The 22,059-nt window shown below is 36.2% G+C and carries 26 protein-coding genes; 7 read left to right on the forward strand and 19 right to left on the reverse strand.

Translation table 11 applies throughout. The features are described 5' to 3' along the window. Positions 1-76: 76 nt before the first annotated feature. The 18 genes from AC3HD6_RS19015 to tpx all read right to left on the reverse strand — a co-directional run bounded on the left by AC3HD6_RS19015 (position 77) and on the right by tpx (position 12,121). Positions 77-535, reverse strand: coding sequence for an SRPBCC family protein (locus AC3HD6_RS19015; protein ID WP_488897764.1), 459 nt, complete (start codon positions 533-535; stop codon positions 77-79). A gap of 44 nt (positions 536-579) precedes the next feature. Further along, positions 580-1,008 (reverse strand): SRPBCC family protein, encoded by a 429-nt coding sequence (locus tag AC3HD6_RS19020; RefSeq protein ID WP_488897765.1) that lies wholly within the window; start codon positions 1,006-1,008, stop codon positions 580-582. Between the two features lie 80 nt (positions 1,009-1,088). Then, on the reverse strand, positions 1,089-1,922 hold the full coding sequence (locus AC3HD6_RS19025) for an SDR family oxidoreductase (protein ID WP_488897766.1): 834 nt from the start codon (positions 1,920-1,922) through the stop codon (positions 1,089-1,091). Between the two features lie 49 nt (positions 1,923-1,971). Beyond that, positions 1,972-2,838 carry a VOC family protein gene (locus AC3HD6_RS19030; RefSeq protein WP_488897767.1) on the reverse strand — a complete coding sequence of 289 codons (867 nt, stop codon included), beginning with the start codon at positions 2,836-2,838 and terminating at the stop codon, positions 1,972-1,974. A gap of 321 nt (positions 2,839-3,159) precedes the next feature. Next, positions 3,160-3,399, reverse strand: coding sequence for a helix-hairpin-helix domain-containing protein (locus AC3HD6_RS19035; RefSeq protein ID WP_488897768.1), 240 nt, complete (start codon positions 3,397-3,399; stop codon positions 3,160-3,162). Between the two features lie 35 nt (positions 3,400-3,434). Then, on the reverse strand, positions 3,435-3,848 hold the full coding sequence (locus tag AC3HD6_RS19040; RefSeq protein WP_488897769.1) for an SRPBCC family protein: 414 nt from the start codon (positions 3,846-3,848) through the stop codon (positions 3,435-3,437). 78 nt (positions 3,849-3,926) lie between these two features. Beyond that, positions 3,927-4,358 (reverse strand): VOC family protein, encoded by a 432-nt coding sequence (locus AC3HD6_RS19045; protein ID WP_488897770.1) that lies wholly within the window; start codon positions 4,356-4,358, stop codon positions 3,927-3,929. A 113-nt stretch (positions 4,359-4,471) separates the two neighbouring features. Next, positions 4,472-5,251, reverse strand: a complete 780-nt coding sequence (locus tag AC3HD6_RS19050; RefSeq protein ID WP_488897771.1) for an alpha/beta fold hydrolase — start codon at positions 5,249-5,251, stop codon at positions 4,472-4,474. Beyond that, entirely contained in the window at positions 5,251-5,775 is a 525-nt protein-coding gene (locus AC3HD6_RS19055; protein WP_488897772.1) for a DinB family protein, read from the reverse strand. The genes AC3HD6_RS19050 and AC3HD6_RS19055 overlap by 1 nt, the downstream gene beginning before the upstream one ends. 261 nt (positions 5,776-6,036) lie before the next feature. Continuing rightward, a complete protein-coding gene (locus AC3HD6_RS19060; protein ID WP_488897773.1) occupies positions 6,037-6,498 on the reverse strand; it encodes a hypothetical protein in 462 nt (153 codons plus the stop codon). A gap of 27 nt (positions 6,499-6,525) precedes the next feature. Further along, entirely contained in the window at positions 6,526-6,936 is a 411-nt protein-coding gene (locus AC3HD6_RS19065; protein ID WP_488897774.1) for a VOC family protein, read from the reverse strand. Between the two features lie 77 nt (positions 6,937-7,013). Further along, positions 7,014-7,604 carry a Crp/Fnr family transcriptional regulator gene (locus tag AC3HD6_RS19070; protein ID WP_068943737.1) on the reverse strand — a complete coding sequence of 197 codons (591 nt, stop codon included), beginning with the start codon at positions 7,602-7,604 and terminating at the stop codon, positions 7,014-7,016. A 295-nt stretch (positions 7,605-7,899) separates the two neighbouring features. Further along, positions 7,900-9,111, reverse strand: a complete 1,212-nt coding sequence (locus AC3HD6_RS19075) for a DUF763 domain-containing protein (RefSeq protein WP_488897775.1) — start codon at positions 9,109-9,111, stop codon at positions 7,900-7,902. Positions 9,112-9,243: 132 nt separating this feature from the next. Then, a complete protein-coding gene (locus AC3HD6_RS19080) occupies positions 9,244-9,648 on the reverse strand; it encodes a glyoxalase superfamily protein (RefSeq protein WP_488897776.1) in 405 nt (134 codons plus the stop codon). A gap of 130 nt (positions 9,649-9,778) precedes the next feature. Continuing rightward, on the reverse strand, positions 9,779-10,126 hold the full coding sequence (locus tag AC3HD6_RS19085; RefSeq protein ID WP_488897777.1) for a VOC family protein: 348 nt from the start codon (positions 10,124-10,126) through the stop codon (positions 9,779-9,781). Between the two features lie 83 nt (positions 10,127-10,209). Continuing rightward, positions 10,210-10,899: an alpha/beta hydrolase gene (locus tag AC3HD6_RS19090; protein ID WP_488897778.1), complete on the reverse strand. Its 690-nt coding sequence runs from the start codon at positions 10,897-10,899 to the stop codon at positions 10,210-10,212. 67 nt (positions 10,900-10,966) lie between these two features. Continuing rightward, on the reverse strand, positions 10,967-11,542 hold the full coding sequence (locus AC3HD6_RS19095) for a Crp/Fnr family transcriptional regulator (protein ID WP_488897779.1): 576 nt from the start codon (positions 11,540-11,542) through the stop codon (positions 10,967-10,969). A 75-nt stretch (positions 11,543-11,617) separates the two neighbouring features. Then, entirely contained in the window at positions 11,618-12,121 is a 504-nt protein-coding gene (gene tpx, locus AC3HD6_RS19100) for a thiol peroxidase (RefSeq protein ID WP_488897780.1), read from the reverse strand. A gap of 325 nt (positions 12,122-12,446) precedes the next feature. Here tpx and AC3HD6_RS19105 point away from each other — a divergent pair, with 325 nt between their 5' ends. Next, on the forward strand, positions 12,447-14,663 hold the full coding sequence (locus AC3HD6_RS19105) for an NADP-dependent isocitrate dehydrogenase (RefSeq protein ID WP_488897781.1): 2,217 nt from the start codon (positions 12,447-12,449) through the stop codon (positions 14,661-14,663). A 192-nt stretch (positions 14,664-14,855) separates the two neighbouring features. Continuing rightward, positions 14,856-17,024 (forward strand): TonB-dependent receptor, encoded by a 2,169-nt coding sequence (locus AC3HD6_RS19110; protein WP_488897782.1) that lies wholly within the window; start codon positions 14,856-14,858, stop codon positions 17,022-17,024. 266 nt (positions 17,025-17,290) lie between these two features. On the opposite strand, the gene AC3HD6_RS19115 is transcribed toward AC3HD6_RS19110, so the two are convergent. Beyond that, complete coding sequence (locus AC3HD6_RS19115) at positions 17,291-17,626, reverse strand: winged helix-turn-helix transcriptional regulator (RefSeq protein WP_488897783.1); 336 nt, start codon at positions 17,624-17,626, stop codon at positions 17,291-17,293. A gap of 102 nt (positions 17,627-17,728) precedes the next feature. Between AC3HD6_RS19115 and AC3HD6_RS19120 the strand changes: the two genes are divergently transcribed. From AC3HD6_RS19120 to AC3HD6_RS19140, 5 genes are all read left to right on the forward strand, one after another. Further along, positions 17,729-18,475 (forward strand): SDR family oxidoreductase, encoded by a 747-nt coding sequence (locus tag AC3HD6_RS19120; protein WP_488897784.1) that lies wholly within the window; start codon positions 17,729-17,731, stop codon positions 18,473-18,475. A gap of 167 nt (positions 18,476-18,642) precedes the next feature. Then, complete coding sequence (locus AC3HD6_RS19125; RefSeq protein WP_488897785.1) at positions 18,643-19,620, forward strand: heme-binding domain-containing protein; 978 nt, start codon at positions 18,643-18,645, stop codon at positions 19,618-19,620. After that, positions 19,617-20,060, forward strand: a complete 444-nt coding sequence (locus AC3HD6_RS19130; protein ID WP_488897786.1) for a hypothetical protein — start codon at positions 19,617-19,619, stop codon at positions 20,058-20,060. The genes AC3HD6_RS19125 and AC3HD6_RS19130 overlap by 4 nt, the downstream gene beginning before the upstream one ends. A 68-nt stretch (positions 20,061-20,128) precedes the next feature. Next, entirely contained in the window at positions 20,129-21,142 is a 1,014-nt protein-coding gene (locus AC3HD6_RS19135; protein ID WP_488897787.1) for a sensor histidine kinase, read from the forward strand. Continuing rightward, positions 21,123-21,884 (forward strand): LytR/AlgR family response regulator transcription factor, encoded by a 762-nt coding sequence (locus AC3HD6_RS19140; protein WP_488897788.1) that lies wholly within the window; start codon positions 21,123-21,125, stop codon positions 21,882-21,884. The genes AC3HD6_RS19135 and AC3HD6_RS19140 overlap by 20 nt, the downstream gene beginning before the upstream one ends. Positions 21,885-22,059 lie beyond the last annotated feature (175 nt).

Consider the following 22,059-nt stretch of genomic DNA (forward strand, 5'->3'; position numbering starts at 1 on the left):
AAGAAATACGCAATGGGGTGCTAAAAACTTTACAAGATTTTATTTAAACCTCCAAATTTCGAATCATTCTTCCTTTCTACACTTCACTCCGGTTAACTCCCTCTGCCAAACTTTTTACAACCATCAGACCTTTCGTAAATCCGGTATCCATATGATCCCGCCATTCACTGTCTACCTGAACTTCGGTATGAAGCTTGGTTTTTCCATCAAAATCAGTCAGGAAGTATTTTTCAAAACAGCCGCTCCATTCCATTACTTCTTTGCTTTGTGTATCTTCTACTCCATTTTCAGTCATTCCCAAGTGTTTAAAAACGATTTGATGAGGCTCATCCAGGCTGTCTATGGTAGAAACCATTCCATCTCCTTTTTCATTAAGAAAATAGGTTTTTCCGCCAACCTGCCAATCAGATTTCATGACAGAAGATCCGGCCCCAAAGTATTGTGTCCATTGACCGTAAGTTTCAGGTCCCCAGAGAATATCCCATACTTTTTGTAAGGGAGCTTCTATTATTGTTTCATACGATAAGGTTTCCATATTTTATATTTTTGTGATTGGTTATCTTTTTAAATGGGTATTTTTTACAGCTGATTTTCCGAAAGGTGTTTAACAATATTCATTGCTTTTGGAAATTTTTCTTCAAAAAAAGATTTAAACTCAGCTGGAGTATTAATTACTGTTCTCAATAAAGTCCCTTCATCATTTTCTTCAAGGAAGTAGGCTTCTGTTGCATCACCCCATTCCTGGGCTACTTCAATTCCTTCATAAATTTCTCCTAAATGTAAGAATGTTATTTCCTCATTGGGAATCACTTTCATAACCCTGCTGTACATTCCATTGTTTTTGGGGTCCAGGAATTTAACAATGTTATTTTCTTCTAATACACCTTCATAAAAAGAGCCTTCTGTAAAAGCAGTAGTCCATTGTCTGTAAGTAATTTCACTCCAAAGGACGCTCCATACTTTTTCAGGTTCTGCATTGATTTCTATTTCATATGATAATTGTTCCATATTTTTTTATTTATTAAGTGGTATGTTTGAGTTTTTTTAGAGAACTTCAAAATATAAAAGGAGGGGCTATGTGATCATTTTTAGCCTCCGACAAAATCTCCACCATTGATATGAATTACTTCTCCTGTGATATAACTGGCATCTTTAGAGGCAAGAAAAACATAAGCGGGAGCTACTTCTGATGGCTGCCCTGCACGTTTTAACGGAGTATCCTTTCCAAAGGTTGAAAGATCATCAAATGCTTCTTTTACAAGTGGAGTCCATATAGGTCCAGGCGCTACTCCATTGACCAAAATTTCTTTTTTAGCAAGATTATCTGCCAATGAACGGATAAAGGATAAGATGGCTCCTTTAGTAGCTGCATAATCAATTAAATGATCGCTTCCCCGATACGCCGTAACCGAAGTTGTACAAATAATGCGGCCTCCTTTTTTCATCAGCGGAAGAAAATTTCGGGTAAAAGAAATCATAGAAATGATATTGGTATCAAAGGTTTCTTTAATCTGCTCATCTGAAATTTTTTCCAGACTATTTTTAGAAGTATGGATTCCTGCATTATTTACCAGAATATCAATACTCTTCCAAGCTTCTCTAATCTTATCTGTACATTTATCTCTAAATATTTTCCGGGTAAGATCACCTTTAATCAAAAGGCATTTGCGGCCTTCTTTTACTACCAATCGTTTGGTTTCTTTAGCATCATTGTCACTTTCCTTATAAATAATAGCAACATCTGCACCTTCCCTGGCAAAATGAACGGCTACTGCCTGCCCTATTCCACTGTCTCCTCCGGAAATAACAGCTTTCTTGTTCCATAACTTCCGGCTTCCCTGATAATCATTCCGGATAATTTCCGGAAACAGCCCTTCTTTAGGGACTTTTGATTTAGATTGTGATTTGTTCTGTGTTTTCATAAGCAAACCTTTTTATCTAAATAACATCAAACAGCAAGCCGAAATATATTTATGAATTATAAGCGTCTTCCAAATCCTGTATAATAATTTTCTGCATTTTCATCATAGCTTGTACCACTTTATAAGCTTTTTCCTGATTAGGATCATTCATTAGCTGTATCAATCTTTTAGGAACAATTTGCCAGCTCAAACCATATTTATCCTTTAGCCAGCCACACATACTTTCTCTGCCACCATTTAAAGTAAGTGCGTTCCAGTACGTGTCGGTTTGCTGTTGGTCATCCGTCATGATTACCATTGAAATTCCTTCATTGAAATCAAACTGATGATCATAAGAATTATCCATGCAGTATAAAGTATAATTTCCAATGGTCATTTGCGCATGCTGCACATTTTCAGCCGGCTCCTGTATACTATGCCCTTCTCCTCCTTGTCCGTAGGTTAGAATATCACCCATCTTTGAATCAGGGAAGGTTTTGGTATACAATTCCATAGCTTCTTTAGCTTTACCATTATTTTCATGAATGAACATCAAAGTAGGAACGATCTTTTGACTACCTGCTTTTTCTCCAAAAAACAACTGCCAGGTTACCCCATATTTATCTTGTACCCATCCGTATTTTGTACTCCAAGAATAGGAATTAAGCTCCATTAAAGCTATCCCGCCATCTACCAACTGGTCCCAGTATTTCTGAACTTCATCTTCTGTTTCACAAAGTACAGTAAAAGAAATGGAAGGATTCTTTTTAAATTGTGGTCCGCCGTTAAGCAACATTATCCTTTGACCAAAGAGATCAATATTCATGACAACCGGGGTATCTGCAGTTATCTCACCCCCAAAAACTTTACAGTAAAATTCGGCAGATTGTTTAGCGTCTCCGTCATACCAGAGACATGGGAAAATATCGTTATTCATAAGTTTAAATTTTTAAGGTTGAGTTTGTATTGACTTTTCTTGGTGATTGAATTGGTTCTACAGACAATTTATTCATAGTAGATTCTGAAATATTTTTTGTGTTGAGATTCTTCATTACACGCTGCTTCATTCAGAATGACAAATAAGTTGTTTGTTTTTTATCTCCGGATTGAGCAAACGAGACAGATCATTAGTTAAAAGTTAACAAATTAAAATGTGCTAAAGACAAACATAAAGCAAAAGAGATATAATGTCCCTACATTCAAAGAAAATTACTTTCATCTAATTGCAACGACACGATAAAATCAAGTCTTTTTACTTTTATGTTTCTTTAAAACACATTTGATGCTCCTTCATATGATCTTTCAGCTTCATCATCGTATTTTTTCCGAAACCATGCAGCTGTAGAATTTCTTTTTCAGAATAATCTGACAGCTTTTCCAAAGAATCTATTTTTTCCTTTTTCAAGGCTCTTCTTGCGGGTACAGCAATGACTCCCAGAAGAAAATCATCTTCCGGATCATAGCTCACCGCATAAATGGAATTCAAACTCTTTGACATGATAACTAAATTGATCATGGCTACAAAAAATATTTTTAATGATTCTCAACATACTTATGGAAATTATTGAGAATAGCATACCAGCCATCTCGCTGCATTTCCACAGAATTTTGTTTCTCAGGATCAAAAATCTCAATGACCTTTGTGGTATTCTCATCGATCTTATCAAAAATAACCTCTACCTTACGTCCATCTTCCATGTGGTATTTTATAAGTTCATGGGGAGTAACTTCATCGTATACCCCTTCAAAATCGAATGCAAAGCTTTTATCTTTTGCTTCCATTTTGTTTTTAAATCTGCCTCCTACTTTCAGGTCATTTTCAGAACTTGGACAATGCCAGCTTTCATGGGCAAAATTCCATTTGGTAATATGTTTAGGTTCATTGAAGTAATTCCAAACTTTTTCTACTGGGGCTAAAATGGTAATGTCTATTTTAATTGGATCCATAGTTCTATTTTTTTGATGTTTACACAAAAGAGCTGCCCGAAGACGGGCACCTCTTTTTATAATTAGTTAAATATAAGATTATTTCCCGTATTCTTCATTATAATTTACCATCCAGTGAACACCATATTTATCCTGAAAACTTCCAAAATAGTCGCCCCAAAACTGGTCTTCAATAGGCATTTCTACGTTTCCGCCTTCAGAAAGACCTTTGAAAAGTCTGTCTGCTTCTTCTCTTGACTCTGGGAAAATAGAAACGTAATTATTATTCCCTACATTTAATTTCTGTCCAAAGCTCGGAACAATATCAGATGCCATTAAAAGATCACCTCCGATTGGTAATGCAATATGCATCACTCTGTTTTTTTCTTCTTCTGAAAGGTTTTCAGTACCTGGAGCATTTCCCATTTTGTGAACTTCTCCTACAAATTCACCTCCAAAAACTGATTTGTAAAAATTGAAAGCTTCTTCAGCTTTTCCATCGAAATTTAAGTACGGATTTAATTTTGCCATGATTTCTAATTTTAAAATATTATGTATTATTTTATTTAAGCACAAATGACACTCATAATTTCACAAATGACATCACATCCTGATGTGAAAAAATTTGAATGTAATCTGTGACTTTATTTGTTTAAAAAATTTTCTACTTCTTTAATTGTAAAGTTGACTAGATTTTCATTGAAGCTGCCATCAAAGTCAGCCATCATATAAGTTCCATGTCCTACAGGAAGGATCATCAGCTGTGAATGTTCTACCAGCCGCCACATCGCTACGGTATGCTCAGGCTTCATCACATCTTGGTCTCCACTAATAAACAAAGTAGGTGATTGGATAGACCTCAACACCTCATCATCCCAGTCAATAAAAGCCTGCATTCTTTTACTATCCTTTTCAAATAGGTTTTCCAGCTTGGAAAAATCCGGATTGAGATTCAAAAAATTGATTTTAAAAGGTTCCGGCATCGAATCAAAGGTAGCATCTTCCATCATTTCAAAAAAACCATCCATCATTCCGTTTCTTTTATAAAATGCTGAAGCAACGATCAGCTTTTCTACAATTTTGGGATGACGATATCCAATCTGCATTACGGTATTCCCCCCATTGCTGAAGCCAAAAAATGAAGCTTGATGAATGTTCAGTTCTGCTAAAAGTGCAGCTACATCATCAGCATCCTGCTCAAATGTTTCAGGAATATCACGATGTTCACTTCTCCCATGATTCTGAAGATCTATTCCAATAAGTTGAAACTTGTTTTCCAGCCTTGCAATGACCTCTTTGAAGTCATATAACATAGAGGATCCGCCTCCATGAATCAAAACCAGAGGATTTCCGGAACCGTAGATCTCATAATACAACTGAATTCCGTTAACTCGCTTATATCCTTTTTCTACAGGGCTCATCATTAATAAGTAAGGTTTTCATCTACATCATACTTCATTCCCGGATAGTCTAAAATTCTTCGCATCAAACCAATTTGCCCACTGAGATAGTCTTCACGGCCAATGCACATTCCTGCAAAATTGAGTTTAGTTTCTTTAATGAAAGAAATATTCATCCCTATTTCGAAGATCTCATCCAATTCTTCGTCTGTTACTTCAAACAACTTCTGATATACCTTTGGAGAAATATCATGGAAGTTTTTCTTCAAATTGGCTAATGTGGGATAGGCATAACTTTCATCCAATGTTTTTCCCTGAAAGAACAGGTCATTATTAGGGTCCTGATCCTGAAGACCTAATACCATTCCCAAACCATAGCGCATATTCACAAAGTTTCCTGCCATCCAAACAATATGATTGGTTTTGTTTTCAATTCTTTTGAGCGCATCTTCTTCCGAAATACCATCCAAAACATTCACAAAGCTTTGGGTATGCATTCTATAAGCCGGAATAATGAGCTCCATTTTTTTTGATTTTGGTGTGTTCATTATTTTATTTTTTTGATATTAAAAAGTTGGAAAAACGCAAAGTCGCAAAATTATTGACAGCACTTATGTTGTAAGGCGTAAGGATTTTATCATCGATAAAATTGTATTCTGTATATATTAATTGAAAATATCAAGCGATTTTGTCATTCATAGGACAGATTGAAGGTCTGCGAACAAAGTTCAGAAGTGCACGGTGGAATCTATTATCTCTCGCAGATCTTACAGATTACGCAGATTTTTAAGGCTAATCCGGTTCTTTTCTTATTTTATTCCTCCGGATTTCCCTAATAGTCTACGAATATACCCAAGCTGTCCGCTATGATAATTTTCGTGGAAACAAAGAGTTGCGATATCATTAATCTGCTCTGAACGGAAGTGCTCAAGATGTACTAACTTTTCATCCAGTCTTTCCTGAGATTGTTTCAGGTAAGACTTCAATTCTTCAAAATTGACAAACTCATCTTTCCTTTCTAAAGCAATAGCTCCCCTGTTATATGCGGAAAATATTTCTCCATCCCAGATAGGTTCTTCGCCCAGAATATTAAGCAAACCGTTTCTTACATAGATCAGATGTCCTAAGACCCAATTCATACAATTAGCTTCTCCGTCAGGAAAGATCATTGATTCCTCATGGTTAATTCCTTCAATATTAATAAGAATCACTTTATAAGTTACTCCTACCTGATGCTTCACCAATTCTATCTCGTTTGATTTTGTTTCCATACCTTATATGAATTTTGGATTAATAAATTACTCAGAAGGGATCTGAGAGGCATCTGCATACATTACCTCCCACTGATGCCCATTTAAATCCGCAAAGGCACTTTGATACATCCAACCATGGTCCATAGGCTCGCTGTATTTGGAACCTCCATTTTCAATGGCTGTTTTTACCATTTGATCTACTTCCATTCTACTTTCTACTCCAATAGCCAGAAGCACCTGGGTGGTATCTCCTTTGGCAAAAGGTCTGTTGGTAAAGGTTTGGAAAAATTCTTCTTTCAGAAACATCGTGTAAATATGATCTTCTTTCATCACTACACACACTGCTTTATCATCTGAAAACTGCTCGTTAATGGAAAAACCTAGCGTTGTCCAGAATGCTCTGGTTTTCTGTACGTCTTTTACAGGTAAATTGACATAGATCTGATTGATTTTCATTTTGTATAAATTTGGTGTTAAACTTTAAACCAAAATTACCAAGGTGTAATGAAAATCTACTTGTCATAAGGCAAGATTTAAATTTTCTTGGGATGCGAAACCAATTCTTTACGAATTCTGCTCAAGGAAGTATCTGTTACACCTAGATAAGATGCGATCTGCTTCAAAGGAGCAAACTGTACGACCTTAGGCTTCTGTTCCAGCAAATTCAGATATCTTCTTGTTGCTGAAAGAGTAAACATTTCTACAGAACGCTGTTTATAATCGAAAAGCTCTTTAGACATCCAGGCTCTTCCCCATTCTCTGAGGTTTGGAATTTTGTGGAATAACTCCTGAAAGGTATCATAATCTAGTTTCCAGCATTCACAGTCTGTGATACAAATAATATTTTCCTGCGTTGGAATTCTTTGAAACATGGATAAAACCTCAATAATCACCTCATTCTCTACAAAAAAATGAGTAGTTACTTCATTTCCATTAAAATCATTGACAAATGAGCGGGCCAATCCACTATCCAAAATGTAATACTCATTGGCCATTTTTCCTTCCTCAAGAATAAAGTCTCCCTTCTGAAAGGATGTTTTTTCATGAGCCTGAAATATTTCGTCAAGTTCTTCCCGGAAAAAAAACGGAAAATCATAGCATATTTCAAGAGATTTGTGAGTCATTTGGGTCAATTTTTTTAAGACTTTAAAAATAAAATTTTTAATTGGATTAAAGGTAATTATTATTAAACAAAATGAGTTAATTACGATTTAACACCTCATATTTCACTGAATTTAAGATAAATTAGCAATATCAAATAATTAAACAAGAGTTTAAATACCAGAAAAAACCACCCGTCAAATCTTCGATTTGACACCCTTCAAGCGGAAAGGAATGGTTATACCCATATTGATCGTTGTTATAGGGAAAGTTAAGATTTGAAATGGAATTTCTCAGTAATTGGGCTTGTACTTTTCTTTAAAATAAAGAGAGCTGAATAGGTTTAGGAGGTGTAGGTTTCTGGGCATCACCCATCACTGTTTTTCCACCAAAGCGCCATGAGTTCTGGCGTTCTTCTTCAATGACTTCCTGAATATCAAAATCCGGGGTAAAATCTTTTTCAGCAGTAGCCACTATCTGATGAAGTCTATTTAAGGTATTTAATTTATCTGAATTTCCCAATTTTGATTTTTCAATTCCTTTTCTCAGGATCGTGATACTTTCATCATAGACATTGATTGGAACCGGAAAAGGATGTCCGTCTTTTCCTCCATGAGCAAAAGAAAACCTTGCAGGATCACTAAATCTTGATGGAGCTCCATGTATTACTTCACTTACCAGAGCTAGAGACTGCATAGTTCTAGGCCCAACTCCTTCCAACATCAATAAGTCTTCAAAATTCTGTGGCTGCTGTTCACGGGTTACATACAAAAGGGCACCCAGACGCTTAAGATCCACATCTGAAGCCTGTACATCATGATGAGCCGGGAGAATGAGCCTTGAAAAATCTTTCATGACGTCTATAGAATCCGTATGCGAGATATCCAGAATACCTTTTCTATTATCAGCGGCTTCAGAATCGGTAAGGTTGAGAATACGTCCTCTTGAGATCCCATTGATTCCCGTATGAGGCTCTTCTACAAAAGAGGTTATATTGCCGGAATGCCAATGATAACGTCTTGCTGTTCCATCAGAATCATGCATTCCCTGCTGAATGACACTCCAATTTCCATTGTCTGACAGGATAAAATTATGCAAGTAAAGCTGGTAACCATCCTGAATGGCTGTATTATCAACCTTAGCAGAAAGTTTACTGGCTCTTACCAGTTCTGTTCCGTTTAATCCTGTTTTTTCAGCAATTTGAATGAGTTCTGAAGGAGTTTCTCGGGAAAACTTTCCTTTTCCCCCACAGATATAAAGCCCCAGCGATTGGGAATTAGGGTTAATAGAACGCTTCAAAGCGCCCATTACTGAAGTGGTTATTCCCGAAGAATGCCAATCCATCCCCATCACGGCTCCAAAACTTTGAAACCAAAACGGGTCTGCTAATCTGCGAAGTACTTCATCTTTACCATAATCTGTCAGGATTGCTTCAACAATAGACAGGCCCAGAATAGACATACGTTCATACAGCCATGGCGGTACTTTGCCATAGTGAAGGGGTAAATCTGCTGTTCCTGAACGTTTCATTTCTATTTTGAAAATGTAAAGGTAGTATTATTAATCTTACATTTTAATGATTTGACTCATTAATGAGATTGTTAACACGATCCATTATTGGATGAATTTTGTAAATGAATACATTATATTAATCGAACAAGATTATTCAATTACATCAAACTTTAAAGCCCCATGTTTTGTTTCATCAAACTTTTCATTGAAAATAATTTTATTCCCAAAAGGATCGTGTACTGTAAAAGAAACAGCATCATAGAATGTCTTTTCAAGTCCGGGGCGGTTGTATTTGTAGTTTTTATCAATGAGTTCTTTATGGTATTCTGCAACGCCTTCACCCCAAATAAAAACACTGCTTCCAGGACTTGCATCTCCATGATGTTCTGTCAGATGAAGAATAATATTTTCTTTTTTCACTTCTATATAAGCAGGCATATTTTCTTCAAAACGGTGTTCCCAGGCAATTTCAAAGCCTAGCCAGTCAACATAAAATTCAAGAGCTTTCTGGTAATCAAAGATTCTGAGTACAGGGATAATTTGGTCTGCTTTCATAATAAATCAGGGATGTATAGATTTCTGAAATCGAAACGGTTAATTTTTAAGTTTTGGCTAAAGCCAGATGATAATTTCTATTTTTATGAAAGCAGACTAAAGTCCGATCCTATTGAATTAAACGACATTCTTATTGATGGGATAAAATATTAATTACTTTTCCAAACGGATCTTTTACAAAGAATCTTCTGACACCCCAATCTTCATTCGTAATATCATAAACAATCTTAAAACCTGCTGTCTTCATTTTATGATAAACTTCATCTACATTATCCACTTCTATAGACAAATCCGGAACTTCAGTCTCATTACCTCCCTGTTTTGCAAAACTGATCTGAACCTTTGCTTCTTCATCAGTTCCAAGCGTTTTGATCCAGCCATGATCCATCAGAATATCAAGTTCTAAAATATCCTGATAAAAGAGGTTTCCTTTAGTAAGGTTATTGGTTTTTATATTGGCTACAATTCTTTTTACCATTTTAATTTTTATTCATAAAAAAGCCCTGTGAAAATACTTAAAATTTTCCAGAGCCTTGTGAATCTTTATGATTAATTTATATTTTAAAGAGAAGATGCCGCCTCTAAAATAAGCTGCGTAACTTCTTCAGGATGTGAAGCTAATGAAGCATGTCCTGCATCTAATGTAATTATTTTTTTAGGCTGCATACGCTCTGCCATCTCTTTTTCCGTTTCTGCCGGAATCATGCGGTCGTTAGATGAAATCTGGTACCAGCTTGGCTTTGTTTTCCATGCCGGTTCTCCTGCAACATCTCCAAAACACTGTCCATGGATAGGCTTTTGAGACAATGCCATTACTAGCGCTTTTTCATCATCCAGATCCTGACAGAAGGCGGATTGAAACTCATCATATTTAATCCATAAAAAGCCTTTATTATCAGGATAAATACTAGCCCCACCTGGAGATTCTCTTCTTCCTAGCAGAGAACCTAAGCTATCGCCGGCATCAGGAGCAAAAGCAGCAATATAAACTAATCCAGCTACTTTATCATGGTGTCCGGCTCCTGAAATTACAGCGCCACCATAAGAATGTCCTACTAAAAGAACTTTCCCTTCTTGGGCATCAATAAGATCTTTTGTTTTATCAATATCGTTTTGCAGTGAAGTAAGAGGGTTCTGAACGCTTCTTACTTTATATCCTGCTTTTACCAAAGAAGGAATAATGTATTGCCAGTGAGAACCATCTCCCCAGGCTCCGTGTACCAAAATAATGGTTAAATCTTTTTGTTCCATGATGTTAAGAATTAAATTTTAATATGGTAAAGCTACAACCTAAAACACCTTTGGACGTTAACTTTAGTTAATTTACGATCCTACTTCGGATTCTGCTTAATGATTGTTCTGTAATGCCTAGATAACTGGCAATATGTTTCTGTGCTATTTTCTGAAAAAGAAGAGGTTGTTTTTTTAAAAGGTTCAGATACCTGTTTTCCGGAGAAAGGCATATCAAATCATCAATTCTTTTTTTAGCATCCAGGTAGATTTTCTCACTCATTACGCGTCCAAATTTCTGCCAATAGGCTTCTTTCTGATATAATGCCTGCAAATGCTCTTTACTTAACAATAAGATCTCACAATTTTCCAACGCCTGAATATTCATATTGGATACGGTATCACAAAGGATGCTTTCATAATCGGTAAAAAATTCATTTTCAAAATAGAATCCGAAGTTGATTTCTCTGCCCTGATCATTAATATAAAAACATCTGATTGTTCCTTTTTTGATAAACCCTAAATATTTACATTTGTCACCCTGCTTCCGAAAGAAAGCTGATTTTAAAAGCTGAGTATCTTTAAGAAGGGCATAAAATTCATCAAAATGCTCTTGATCTACCTGAAAAAGTTCTCCATATTTCTCGTAATGTTCTGACATCATATATTTTGTGTATTCTGGATTTAAAAAAAGCCTTGCAAAATGATTTCACAAGGCTTTCTACAAAGATTATTTTTACTAATTGTTTAATGCTGCAAGCGCTGCATCGTAATTAGGTTCGTCAGCAATTTCTGAAACCTGCTCCGTATAAATCACTTTATTGTTCTCGTCTGTAACAATTACCGCACGGCTTAGAAGGCCTTTTAATGGGGAATCTGTAATGGTTACTTCATAATCATCACCAAAGCTGCTTCTGAAATCTGAAAGGGTCTCCACTTTATCTAATCCTTCTGCTGCGCAGAATCTTCCTAATGCAAACGGAAGATCTTTAGAAACATTGATAACAACTGTATTATCAAGTTTTGAAGCTTCTTCATTAAATTTTCTACTGGAAGCGGCACAAGTAGGTGTATCAATACTTGGGAAAATGTTAAAAACTTTCTTTTTTCCTTCAAAAGTTTCAAGGGTCTTCACATTTAATCCTGAATCAACCAATGCAAAATCTTTAACAGTAGTTCCTACAGCTGGTAATGCTCCTATTGTGTGTACTTCGTTTCCTTTCAAAGTGATTGTCGTTGACATAATATTTATTTTTTTAGTTTTTCAAATTTAATCAAAAAAGAATTTTTCTTTGTGTAATCTAAGGTTAAATTAATCTTAAAGTGAAAATAAAAATACTGTAAGCTGGCCATCAGTTTTTTAAGTGATTTCCAACATTACTTCAGATCTTAAAAACACTAAAGTTGAATTTAATATCAGTTTTACCAGAACCGGAGAATACACAAATGTTCAGATATAAAAAATCAAAAGAACTTTTTGCTTCTTTTTTATTTAAAAATTCCCTAAAAAAACAATCATATTTAGTAAATTTGTGGGACTTTAATTTCAAATAATAAATAACAGTATAATGTCAGAAAAATCAAAAATTTACTACACATTAACGGATGAAGCACCAATGCTGGCTACCCACTCGTTTTTACCGATTGTAAAAGCTTTCACTAAATCAGCAGATATCGAGATCGCTGTTCCGGATATTTCCCTGGCAGGCAGAATCTTAGCTAACTTCCCTGAGTTTTTAAAGGATGACCAAAAAATTGGTGATGCTTTGGCAGAATTAGGAGAATTGGCTACTCAACCAGATGCTAACATTATCAAATTACCAAATATTTCTGCTTCTGTTCCTCAGTTGGATGCAGCTATTGCTGAATTACAAGGAAAAGGTTTCGCAGTACCAAATTATCCTGCAGAACCTAAAAATGATGAGGAAAAAGCAATTAAAGCCAAATATGCAAAGGTTTTAGGAAGTGCTGTAAACCCAGTATTAAGAGAAGGAAACTCTGACAGACGTGCTCCAAAAGCTGTTAAAAACTATGCAAAAGCTAATCCTCACAGAATGGGTGATTGGGCATCTGACAGCAAAACTGATGTAGCTCACATGAACAATGGTGATTTCTACGGGACAGAAAATTCTACAACATTAGAAAACGCTACAAAATACAGAATCGTATTCAAAGGAAATGAAGGAGAAACAGTATTGAAAGACTTCGCAGGTCTTCAGGCTGGTGAAGTAATTGATTCTTCTGTGATGAACCTTAACGCTTTGAAAGCATTCGTTCAGGAGGCGATTGAGGAGGCTAAGAAAAGAAATGTACTTCTTTCTGCCCACCTTAAGGCTACGATGATGAAAATTTCTGACCCAATTATTTTCGGGGCTATCGTAGAAACTTTCTTCAAAGAGGTATTCACTAAATATGCTGAGACTTTCAAATCTTTAGATATTAATCCAAATAACGGTCTTGCTGATCTTTTCGAAAAAATCAAAGGAAATGCTCAGGAAGCTGACATTAAAGCTGATATTGAAAAAGCTTTAGCTGAAGGGCCAAGAGTGGCCATGGTAAATTCTGATAAAGGAATTACTAACTTCCACGTTCCTTCTGACATTATTGTAGACGCATCTATGGCTGCTCTTGTAAGAGGAGGTGGTAAAATGTGGAACAAAGACGGAAACGAAGAGGATACAGTTTGTATCATCCCGGACCGTTCTTATGCAGGTTTCTATCAGTCTGTAATTGATGATATGAAAGCGCACGGAAAACTAGACCCAACTACTATGGGATCTGTTCCAAACGTTGGTCTAATGGCTCAAAAAGCTGAGGAATATGGTTCTCACGATAAAACTTTCCAATTATCTGCTGACGGAACCGTAGAAGTTCAGGATGAAGCTGGAAACGTTCTTCTTTCTCAGAAAGTTGAAGCTGGTGATATCTTCAGAATGTGCCAGACTAAAGATGCTCCAATCCAGGACTGGGTAAAATTAGCGGTAAACAGATCAAGATTATCTGATACTCCTGCTATTTTCTGGTTAGACAAAGGAAGAGCGCACGACAGAGAAATCATCAAAAAAGTAGAAAAATATCTTGCTGATCACGATACTACGGGTCTTGACATCAGAATTCTTGATGTAAAAGATGCAATGACTGAAACTTTAAGAAGAGCAAGAGAAGGAAAAGATACTATTTCTGTTTCAGGAAACGTATTGAGAGATTACTTAACTGACCTTTTCCCAATTCTTGAGCTTGGTACTTCTGCAAAAATGCTTTCTATTGTTCCATTAATGAATGGTGGAGGTTTATTTGAAACAGGAGCTGGAGGTTCTGCGCCAAAACACGTTGAGCAATTCTTAGTAGAAGGATATTTAAGATGGGATTCTCTAGGTGAATTCTTAGCATTACAAGCTTCTTTAGAGCATTTAGCACAAACTCAAGGGAATACAAAATCTCAGGTTTTAGCAGACGCATTGGATGAAGCTAACGCTAAATTCTTAGCTACTGATAAATCTCCTGCAAGAAAAGTAGGTCAGATTGATAACAGAGGTTCTCATTTTTATTTAGCAATGTATTGGGCTGAAGCTTTAGCTAACCAAACTGCTGATGCTGAATTAGCTGCTCAGTTCGCTCCGGTTGCTGCTGCTATGAAGGAAAACGAAGAAGTAATCAACGCTGAATTGATCGGTGCTCAAGGTAAACCTCAAAATATTGAAGGGTATTACAAAACAGATACGTATAAAACGTATGCTGCAATGAGACCAAGCACTGTTTTAAATGAAATTATTGACGGAATCTAATTTTCCGCATCTTATATACATAAAAGCTCCTTTTTAAGGGGCTTTTTTGTTGAATAAATCTTGTCGAAAATGGTTGTAAATATTAATATACAAACAACGTTGACAATAGCTTAAGTAATTATTAAAAATAAAAGAGGATTCAATTCAATTGTGCCATTTTTTCAATATGTTTGTAAAAAACAGACTGTCTTAATGAAAAAAATTTATACCCTTGCTCTTTCGTTATCAACAATGGCTTTTGCTAATGCTCAGGAAAATGAAAATCGTATTGATGAAGTGAACATCCATGCCAGATCAAAAGTTATTAAAGAACGAGAAGAATTTAAAAAACACGCACAATCCACTGAGATCATCTCCGAGTACGAAATCAATCGAAATAATCCGGCCTTTATAGAACAAAGCCTTAATACCATGGCCGGGGTTCAGGTAGAAAAAAGAACCCAGCTGGGAGGTCAGAGAATTATCATACGAGGCTATGGAAATGATCAGAAATTCAACAATTGGGGGATTAAAATGTACCTCAACAATATCCCACTTACCGGAGCTGATGGTGTTACTGTCCTGGATGATGTCAATTTTGGGTTGGTCAACCGTATAGAAGTTATCAAAGGACCCGCCGCAACGTTATACGGTGGCGGTTCGGGAGGAGCAGTAAGGCTCTATATGCAGCCTGAGAGCAAAAAAGGTAATTCTGTTTCGGAACAGTTTATGACCGGATCTTTCGGATTATTTCAAAGTTCTACTTCTGCAACAAGTGTGGGAGATAACCATTCCCTTACGGCTAACTATGGACATATTGGAAGTGACGGATACCGCCCTCATGGTAAGAGTATTAAAAACTTTTATAATATCAATGGGGAGTTTAAGCTTAATCCTAATCAGAAAATAACCCTACTCGCCTCTCATGCCAATTCACTTGAACAGGTTTCCGGCCAGATTTCCTATGACGACTATTATAATGGGATTGATAATGGTAATTTTGCCTACATCAGACGCGGAGCAAAAACAAAATTTGTGACTTCAAGGGTTGGAATTGGCCACATATGGAAAATTACCCCTAATTTCAAGAATAATACCACCGTTTTCTATACTGGCACTACTGGTGAAAGAATTGCGGCAGGAGCTAATGAAACCTCATCTTTTTCTAATTATGGGCTTAGGTCTGTATTTGAATTCAATAAGGAGTGGGAACATTTCAGAAGCCAAACGGAATTTGGAGTTGAAATTCAACAATCTCAATCTACCATTACCAATTATCGTTATAAAAGTGTAAAAATTACAGAAGAACCTGTCCTGAGACCCTTATATGATGGTTCCTACTTCAATAATACCAACAAACAATCTAATTATTTTGCGGTTGAAAAAATCACTTATAAACCTTGGGACTTAATGTTTCTTGCGGGAGTGAGTATTAACCAGCTTAGTTATAAAAGAAAAGATCTCTTAGCACTTCCGGGATTGTTTGTAGTGAATGGTAAGGATCTTTACAATAAAGATTTGTCATTTGATAAGAAATTCAAAGCGGTAGCCAGTCCTCATTTTGCTTTACAAAAAACCTGGAATAATCAGATTTTCAACCTTAGCTACAGTGAAGGATACAATGCTCCTACTTCTGTAACAGCCTTTATTACCGGGTTAAATGTAACCAATGATAATCTTGTTGCAGAAAGAGCAAAAATGTGGGATTTCAGTATCCAGGGATTAATAGATGATACTTCTGTAGATTATCAGTTTTCATTATTCAGCATCAATATTAAAGATAAGCTCACTCAGTTAGGCGGAAGGATGTCTAATCCGGAACAAACACCTTACACCTATTGGGCAAACACAGGAGAGCAGAAAAATAAAGGGCTAGAAATGAGTGTAGGTTACTCTTACCAACCTAAAAATTTATTTATTTCAAGAATACAACCATTCGTAACTTACACGTACAATGATTTTAAATATTCTACTTATTTTAAAGAAAATGGAGACAAAGCCAATGTGGTAGGTGTACCTACAACTAAAATATCTGTAGGATTGGATTTTGATACTCAAATCGGATTATACTGGCAAAATACCTATAATTATATGGGCACTGTTTACACCGATTTTACCAATAGCAATAAGGTGAAAAGTTTTGGTCTTCTAAACTCCAAGATCGGTTATAAACACAGTTTTAATCACTGGGATCTGGATGTGTTTGTAGCCGGAAATAATCTTACCAGCCAGATCAATTATACCTTCCTTTTTTATGGAAACAGTATTAATGATACTGATAAGGATAACCAGTATAATAATGCAGCCATTTATACGGATGTGAATCCAGGATCGAGTAATGCATATTTCTTTACAGGGTTTAATTTGAAATATAATTTCTAGAAGCTCTTCAACAAACTAAGAATGATATTTTGAACATTTTGGCAGTTTATCTTTAGTTTTTGGCTAAAGCCAGATGAATATTGATTTATAGTGAGGGCGGGCTAAAGCCCGCTCCTATTGAATAACCACCCGTCAGATCTTAGATCTGACACCCCTCTCGAGGAGGGAATATCAGTGCATCTTTACTAATTTAGCCCTCGCTTTATTCTTTCTTTCAACAGTATTTTCCCTGAACTCAATATCTTCCATCAAAATCTTGGCAGTCATTATCTATCTTCCACAATCACTCTCCTGTGTTCCCGCCCCCAATTGATCATTTCCTGAATGATACTGCCAAAGGTCCGGCAATACTCGGTGGGCACATATTCTATCAACACAGGGGTTTCCGGATAAACATTTCTTTTTACGAGTTTATTCAGTTCCATGTCCTTCAGTTCCTTTGAAAGCATTCTTGTGGTAATTCCGGGAATACTTCTTTCAATTTCTCGAAAGCGTCTGTTTCCGTTACAAATAGAATTGATAACCGGAATCCGCCACTTCCCGCCTATAAAATAAAGGGTATCCTGTAAGGCTCTTAGTTCTTCTGTCTGATCTCTTTCCATATGGCAAAGTTAAGTGATATCACTGATGATACTGATATACTCTGTGATACTGGTTACAAAAGTATATCAATTTGAAATAACTTTGTCAAAAATTTAAAAGAAATGAAAAAATTCAGTAACCAATTAGCCATCATAACGGGTGGAAACAGCGGAATCGGGTATGCTGCCGCCAAAGAACTTATCAAAGAAGGGGCTACCGTAATCATTACAGGAAGAAGAAAAGAAGCTGTTGAAAAAGCAGCTCAGGAATTGGGAGCAATTCCATTCATTGCAGATCAGGCTAACCTTGGTGATATTGACCTCTTGAAAGCTGAGGTGGAAAAACAGTTTGGAAAAATAGATATTCTATTCATTAATGCTGGGATTACAGGAGGCCTCACTCTGATAGAAAATATGGATCCTGAAAACTTTGACCAGGTCATGAACATCAACTTCAGAGGAGCTTATTTTACTTTAAGCAAATTCATTCCTCTTTTGAATGATGGTGCTTCTGTGATAATGCTTTCTTCTATTGTTGCTTCTACCTACAAACCCAACAGTTCCGTATACCAGGCCAGTAAAGCAGCTTTGAATTCAATATCAAAAACGGCCGCCGCCGAATTAGCTCCAAGAAAAATCAGGGTGAATATGATAAGTCCCGGCCCTATCAAAACAGAAATCATGACTAAAGCAGGATTAGATGAAGAAACTTTAAAAGGGCTTAACGACCATCTTATCAATCAGATTCCACTGAAGAAAATGGGTACCGCTGAAGAGGTAGCACAATTGGTAACCTACTTGGCTGACAGTAATGCTTCTGGATTTATTACAGGCACTGAAATCATTGTAGACGGCGGCATTACTTTATAAACGTTACCTAATACATCCCGGAAAGATAATTTCCGGGATTTTTTTAAACTTTCAAGTCGTAAAATTCATTATTTACCCAGCCTTTTGTCCGGTTCAGCCTTTTTCTCATTTCAGAGCTGCTTCTGCTCACTTACTTTTGGACTATAAAACAGAAAATAATACTCATTATGAATACCGTAAAGAAAAAAAGAAATCCTATTGCGATTGCATTTCTTGTGATTTTAGGAATATTCGGAGGATTACAGCTATTCAGCCAGCCTCTCGAAGGGAAACCGGTTACAGGAAAAATTGAAGCTCCCAAAGAAGTCATTTCCATTCTTGAAAACTCGTGCTTTAGCTGCCATTCTAACCAACAGGACCTTAATTGGTATGATAAAATAGCTCCTATTTCATGGGCTGTCAATAAAGATGTGAAAAGAGCAAGAGAAGTCCTTAATTTTTCGGAATGGGAGAAACTTTCTCCAGCCGAGCACAAAGGAAAAATGTATGCTATTCTGAATATGATGCAAAGCGGAAAAATGCCTCTCCGTGAATATACGCTCCTACACCCTTCTGCTAAGATTACCGAAAAGGATATTGAAACAATAAAGAAATATATGCTTTCATTATCCGGTGCTACTATTCCTACAAATAGCAAAGACACCAACCATAACCCTCAGAAAACCATCACTTCTGTTGATAAAGCTCCTGTCTCACCTAACGGAGTTCAATATACTGATGATTTCAAAAACTGGAAGGTTATCAGTATGAGTACTTTATTCGACAATTCTATCCGGGTTATTTATGGAAACGACATTGCTGTGAAAGCCATTGAAACAGAAAATTTTCATCCATGGCCAGATGGCAGTATTGTAGTAAAATCTGTATGGAAACAACAGGAACTTCCTAATGGAGAAATCAGAGCAGGAGAATTTATCAATGCACAGTTTATGGTAAAAGATACCGGAAAATATACGGATACTGAAGGCTGGGGATTTGCAAAATTTTCAGGGAAGGATCTTCATCCTACCGGCAAAAGTGAATCATTTGCTAAAGAATCCTGCATTGCGTGCCACAGACAATTGGCAGAAAAAACGGGCTATCTTTTTGATGTTCCGATGAAAGTAAACACCCAAAGACTTATTCAAAATTTACAGAAAAAATGAGAAATACAATATTGATCCTACTGGTAAGTTTTATATCACTTACTTCGTGCAACAAAAAAAATAACGAAACCAATACCGGTTTGATTAGAGTAGTTTTTGATCCGGGACATCTTCAGTTTATTTCTACATCTTTAAATCCTAAGAACAAAACCATGTCTGCATTATACGGCAATGAAAAAGCTCTAGAATCCTTATCAAAAGAAAGTAATACGCCGGATACAGGATCTTTGATGAAGCTGGTTACATGGCGTTACCATGACAATCCGCAATATATCGGAGGGACAATTACAGGTGAATTGGTCAGTATTGAAACCGTTCAAGCGGATACCACAGGAAATATTTCTTATGGAATACAAAATACTGCGGCAAAGAGCATTCCTTTCAATAAGGCAGAAAGAATACATTATTTTATGAGCTATCGGCCGGTAAGCAGACCTTAAAACAAAAGACATATAATCATTTTGCCAATAAAAAGCATTAATTTAACCTTTTCAAATCTACGGTCCTGATGCAGCAGCAAAAAATAAGAATCTCACCAGCCATTATCTGGATAAGTTCCATTTTTCTTGGGATTTTATCATCTGTACCTCAGCTCGCTTCCCATGAGTTCAACTGGAGGGAGGCTATTGTGAACTCAGCCATTACCGCTGCATTCTCAGTAATCATGTGGTATATCAATATCTATATGCTGAATCGAACAGGTAAACGGAGACAGCATATATCCTATTCAAGATTATTGATCGTTCTTGCTTTTGGAATGGTGATTATGTTCGGGTTAGCATGGGTTCAGCAGCTAATCCTTTCACATATCAATTTTGGTCCGGTGATGCTGATGGTAGAAGTACGCGGAATTCTTATCAATCTAGTTTGTTATATGTTTTTAACGCTTCTACAGAATAATTACACCGGCCAGCAGGTAGAATTGGAACTGGAAAAAGTAAAAAGTGACAATCTCGGTGCTCAATATGAATTATTGAAACAACAAATCAACCCACATTTCCTTTTCAACAGCCTGAATACGTTGAAATCTATGGCTGAAACCCATGACGAAGAAACTGTTGATTTCATTGTAAAGCTTTCTGATTTTTACCGCTTCACTCTTGAAAGCAGGAAATTAGACCTCATCAGTACTCAGGAAGAAATGAAAATTGTAGATGCTTATCTTTTCCTCCAAAAAGCACGTTTTGGCGACGGCATCACCTTTACTCAGGAACTGGATAAAGAAATACTTCAAACTTTAGTTCCGCCATTTACCCTTCAGCTTTTGGTTGAAAACTGCATCAAACACAATATCGTATCACAAAACAAACCTCTTTACATTAAAATATATAATACTGAAAGTCATATTATTATTGAAAATCCTGTTCAACGTAAACTTAGCAGAGAAGATTCTTTAGGAGTAGGTCTTGACAATATTAAAATGCGTTACAAGCACCTGCTGGAGCAAGATATTATTATTTATTCAGACGAAAAAATCTTTCAGATAAAACTCCCATTAATCCATGAATATCATCATCATTGAAGACGAATTCAGGGCAGCGAAGTCCCTGCAGGCCCTATTGTCAAACTTAAAACCAGATTCAAAAATATTAGGCGTTTATGATAGTATAGAAACCAGTATAGAAGCCTTATCCGGTGATATGAAGCCTGATCTAATCTTTATGGATATCCAGCTTTCCGACGGGCTTTCATTTGAGATCTTCAAAGCTGTAGACATTACCTGCCCCGTGGTTTTCTGTACTGCCTTTGATCAATATATGCTGGATGCTTTTAAAAGTAAAGGAGTGGATTATGTGCTGAAACCATTCTCCAAAGAAGACATTGCAGAAGCCTTGAAAAAGGTGGATGATTTAAAAAAATTCTTTCAGAAAAATGAACTTCCTGACCTGAGTGCTCTTTTACAAAAAATCAATCAACCGGCAGGAAAGAATAGCTTTCTGGTATTTAAAAATCAAAAATACACTACTATTCCCACAGAAGAGATTGCCTATTTTTATATTCATAATGAAATTACTCATCTGGTAACATTTGCCAAAGAGCAGTTTCCTCTTACACAACCGTTGGGACAAATTGCAGAACAGGTATCTGACAAGCAGTTTTTCAGGGTTAACAGGCAATATCTTGTTAATTTTAAAGCGATTAAGGAAATGGAACATTATTTCCAGCGTAAAATACTGGTAAAACTTACCATTGATACTCCCGAAAAGCTCTTGATTAATAAAGAAAAAACACATAGCTTTTTCACATGGCTGGAAGATAGGTAATGTAAGTAAGCTGGAGGTACTTAATTATAATCTATAAAAGCTTTCTAATACATTATAACCCTGATTGATATAATCGGGGGTTTCTTTTTTATCTCATCGTCAAATATATCATGCTTTATAATTCCTAAAACTTCCAATCCAAATATAGTTCCCCCCATAATTTCCGGGTTCATCT

The sequence above is a fragment of the Chryseobacterium sp. II3a genome (assembly GCF_057815135.1).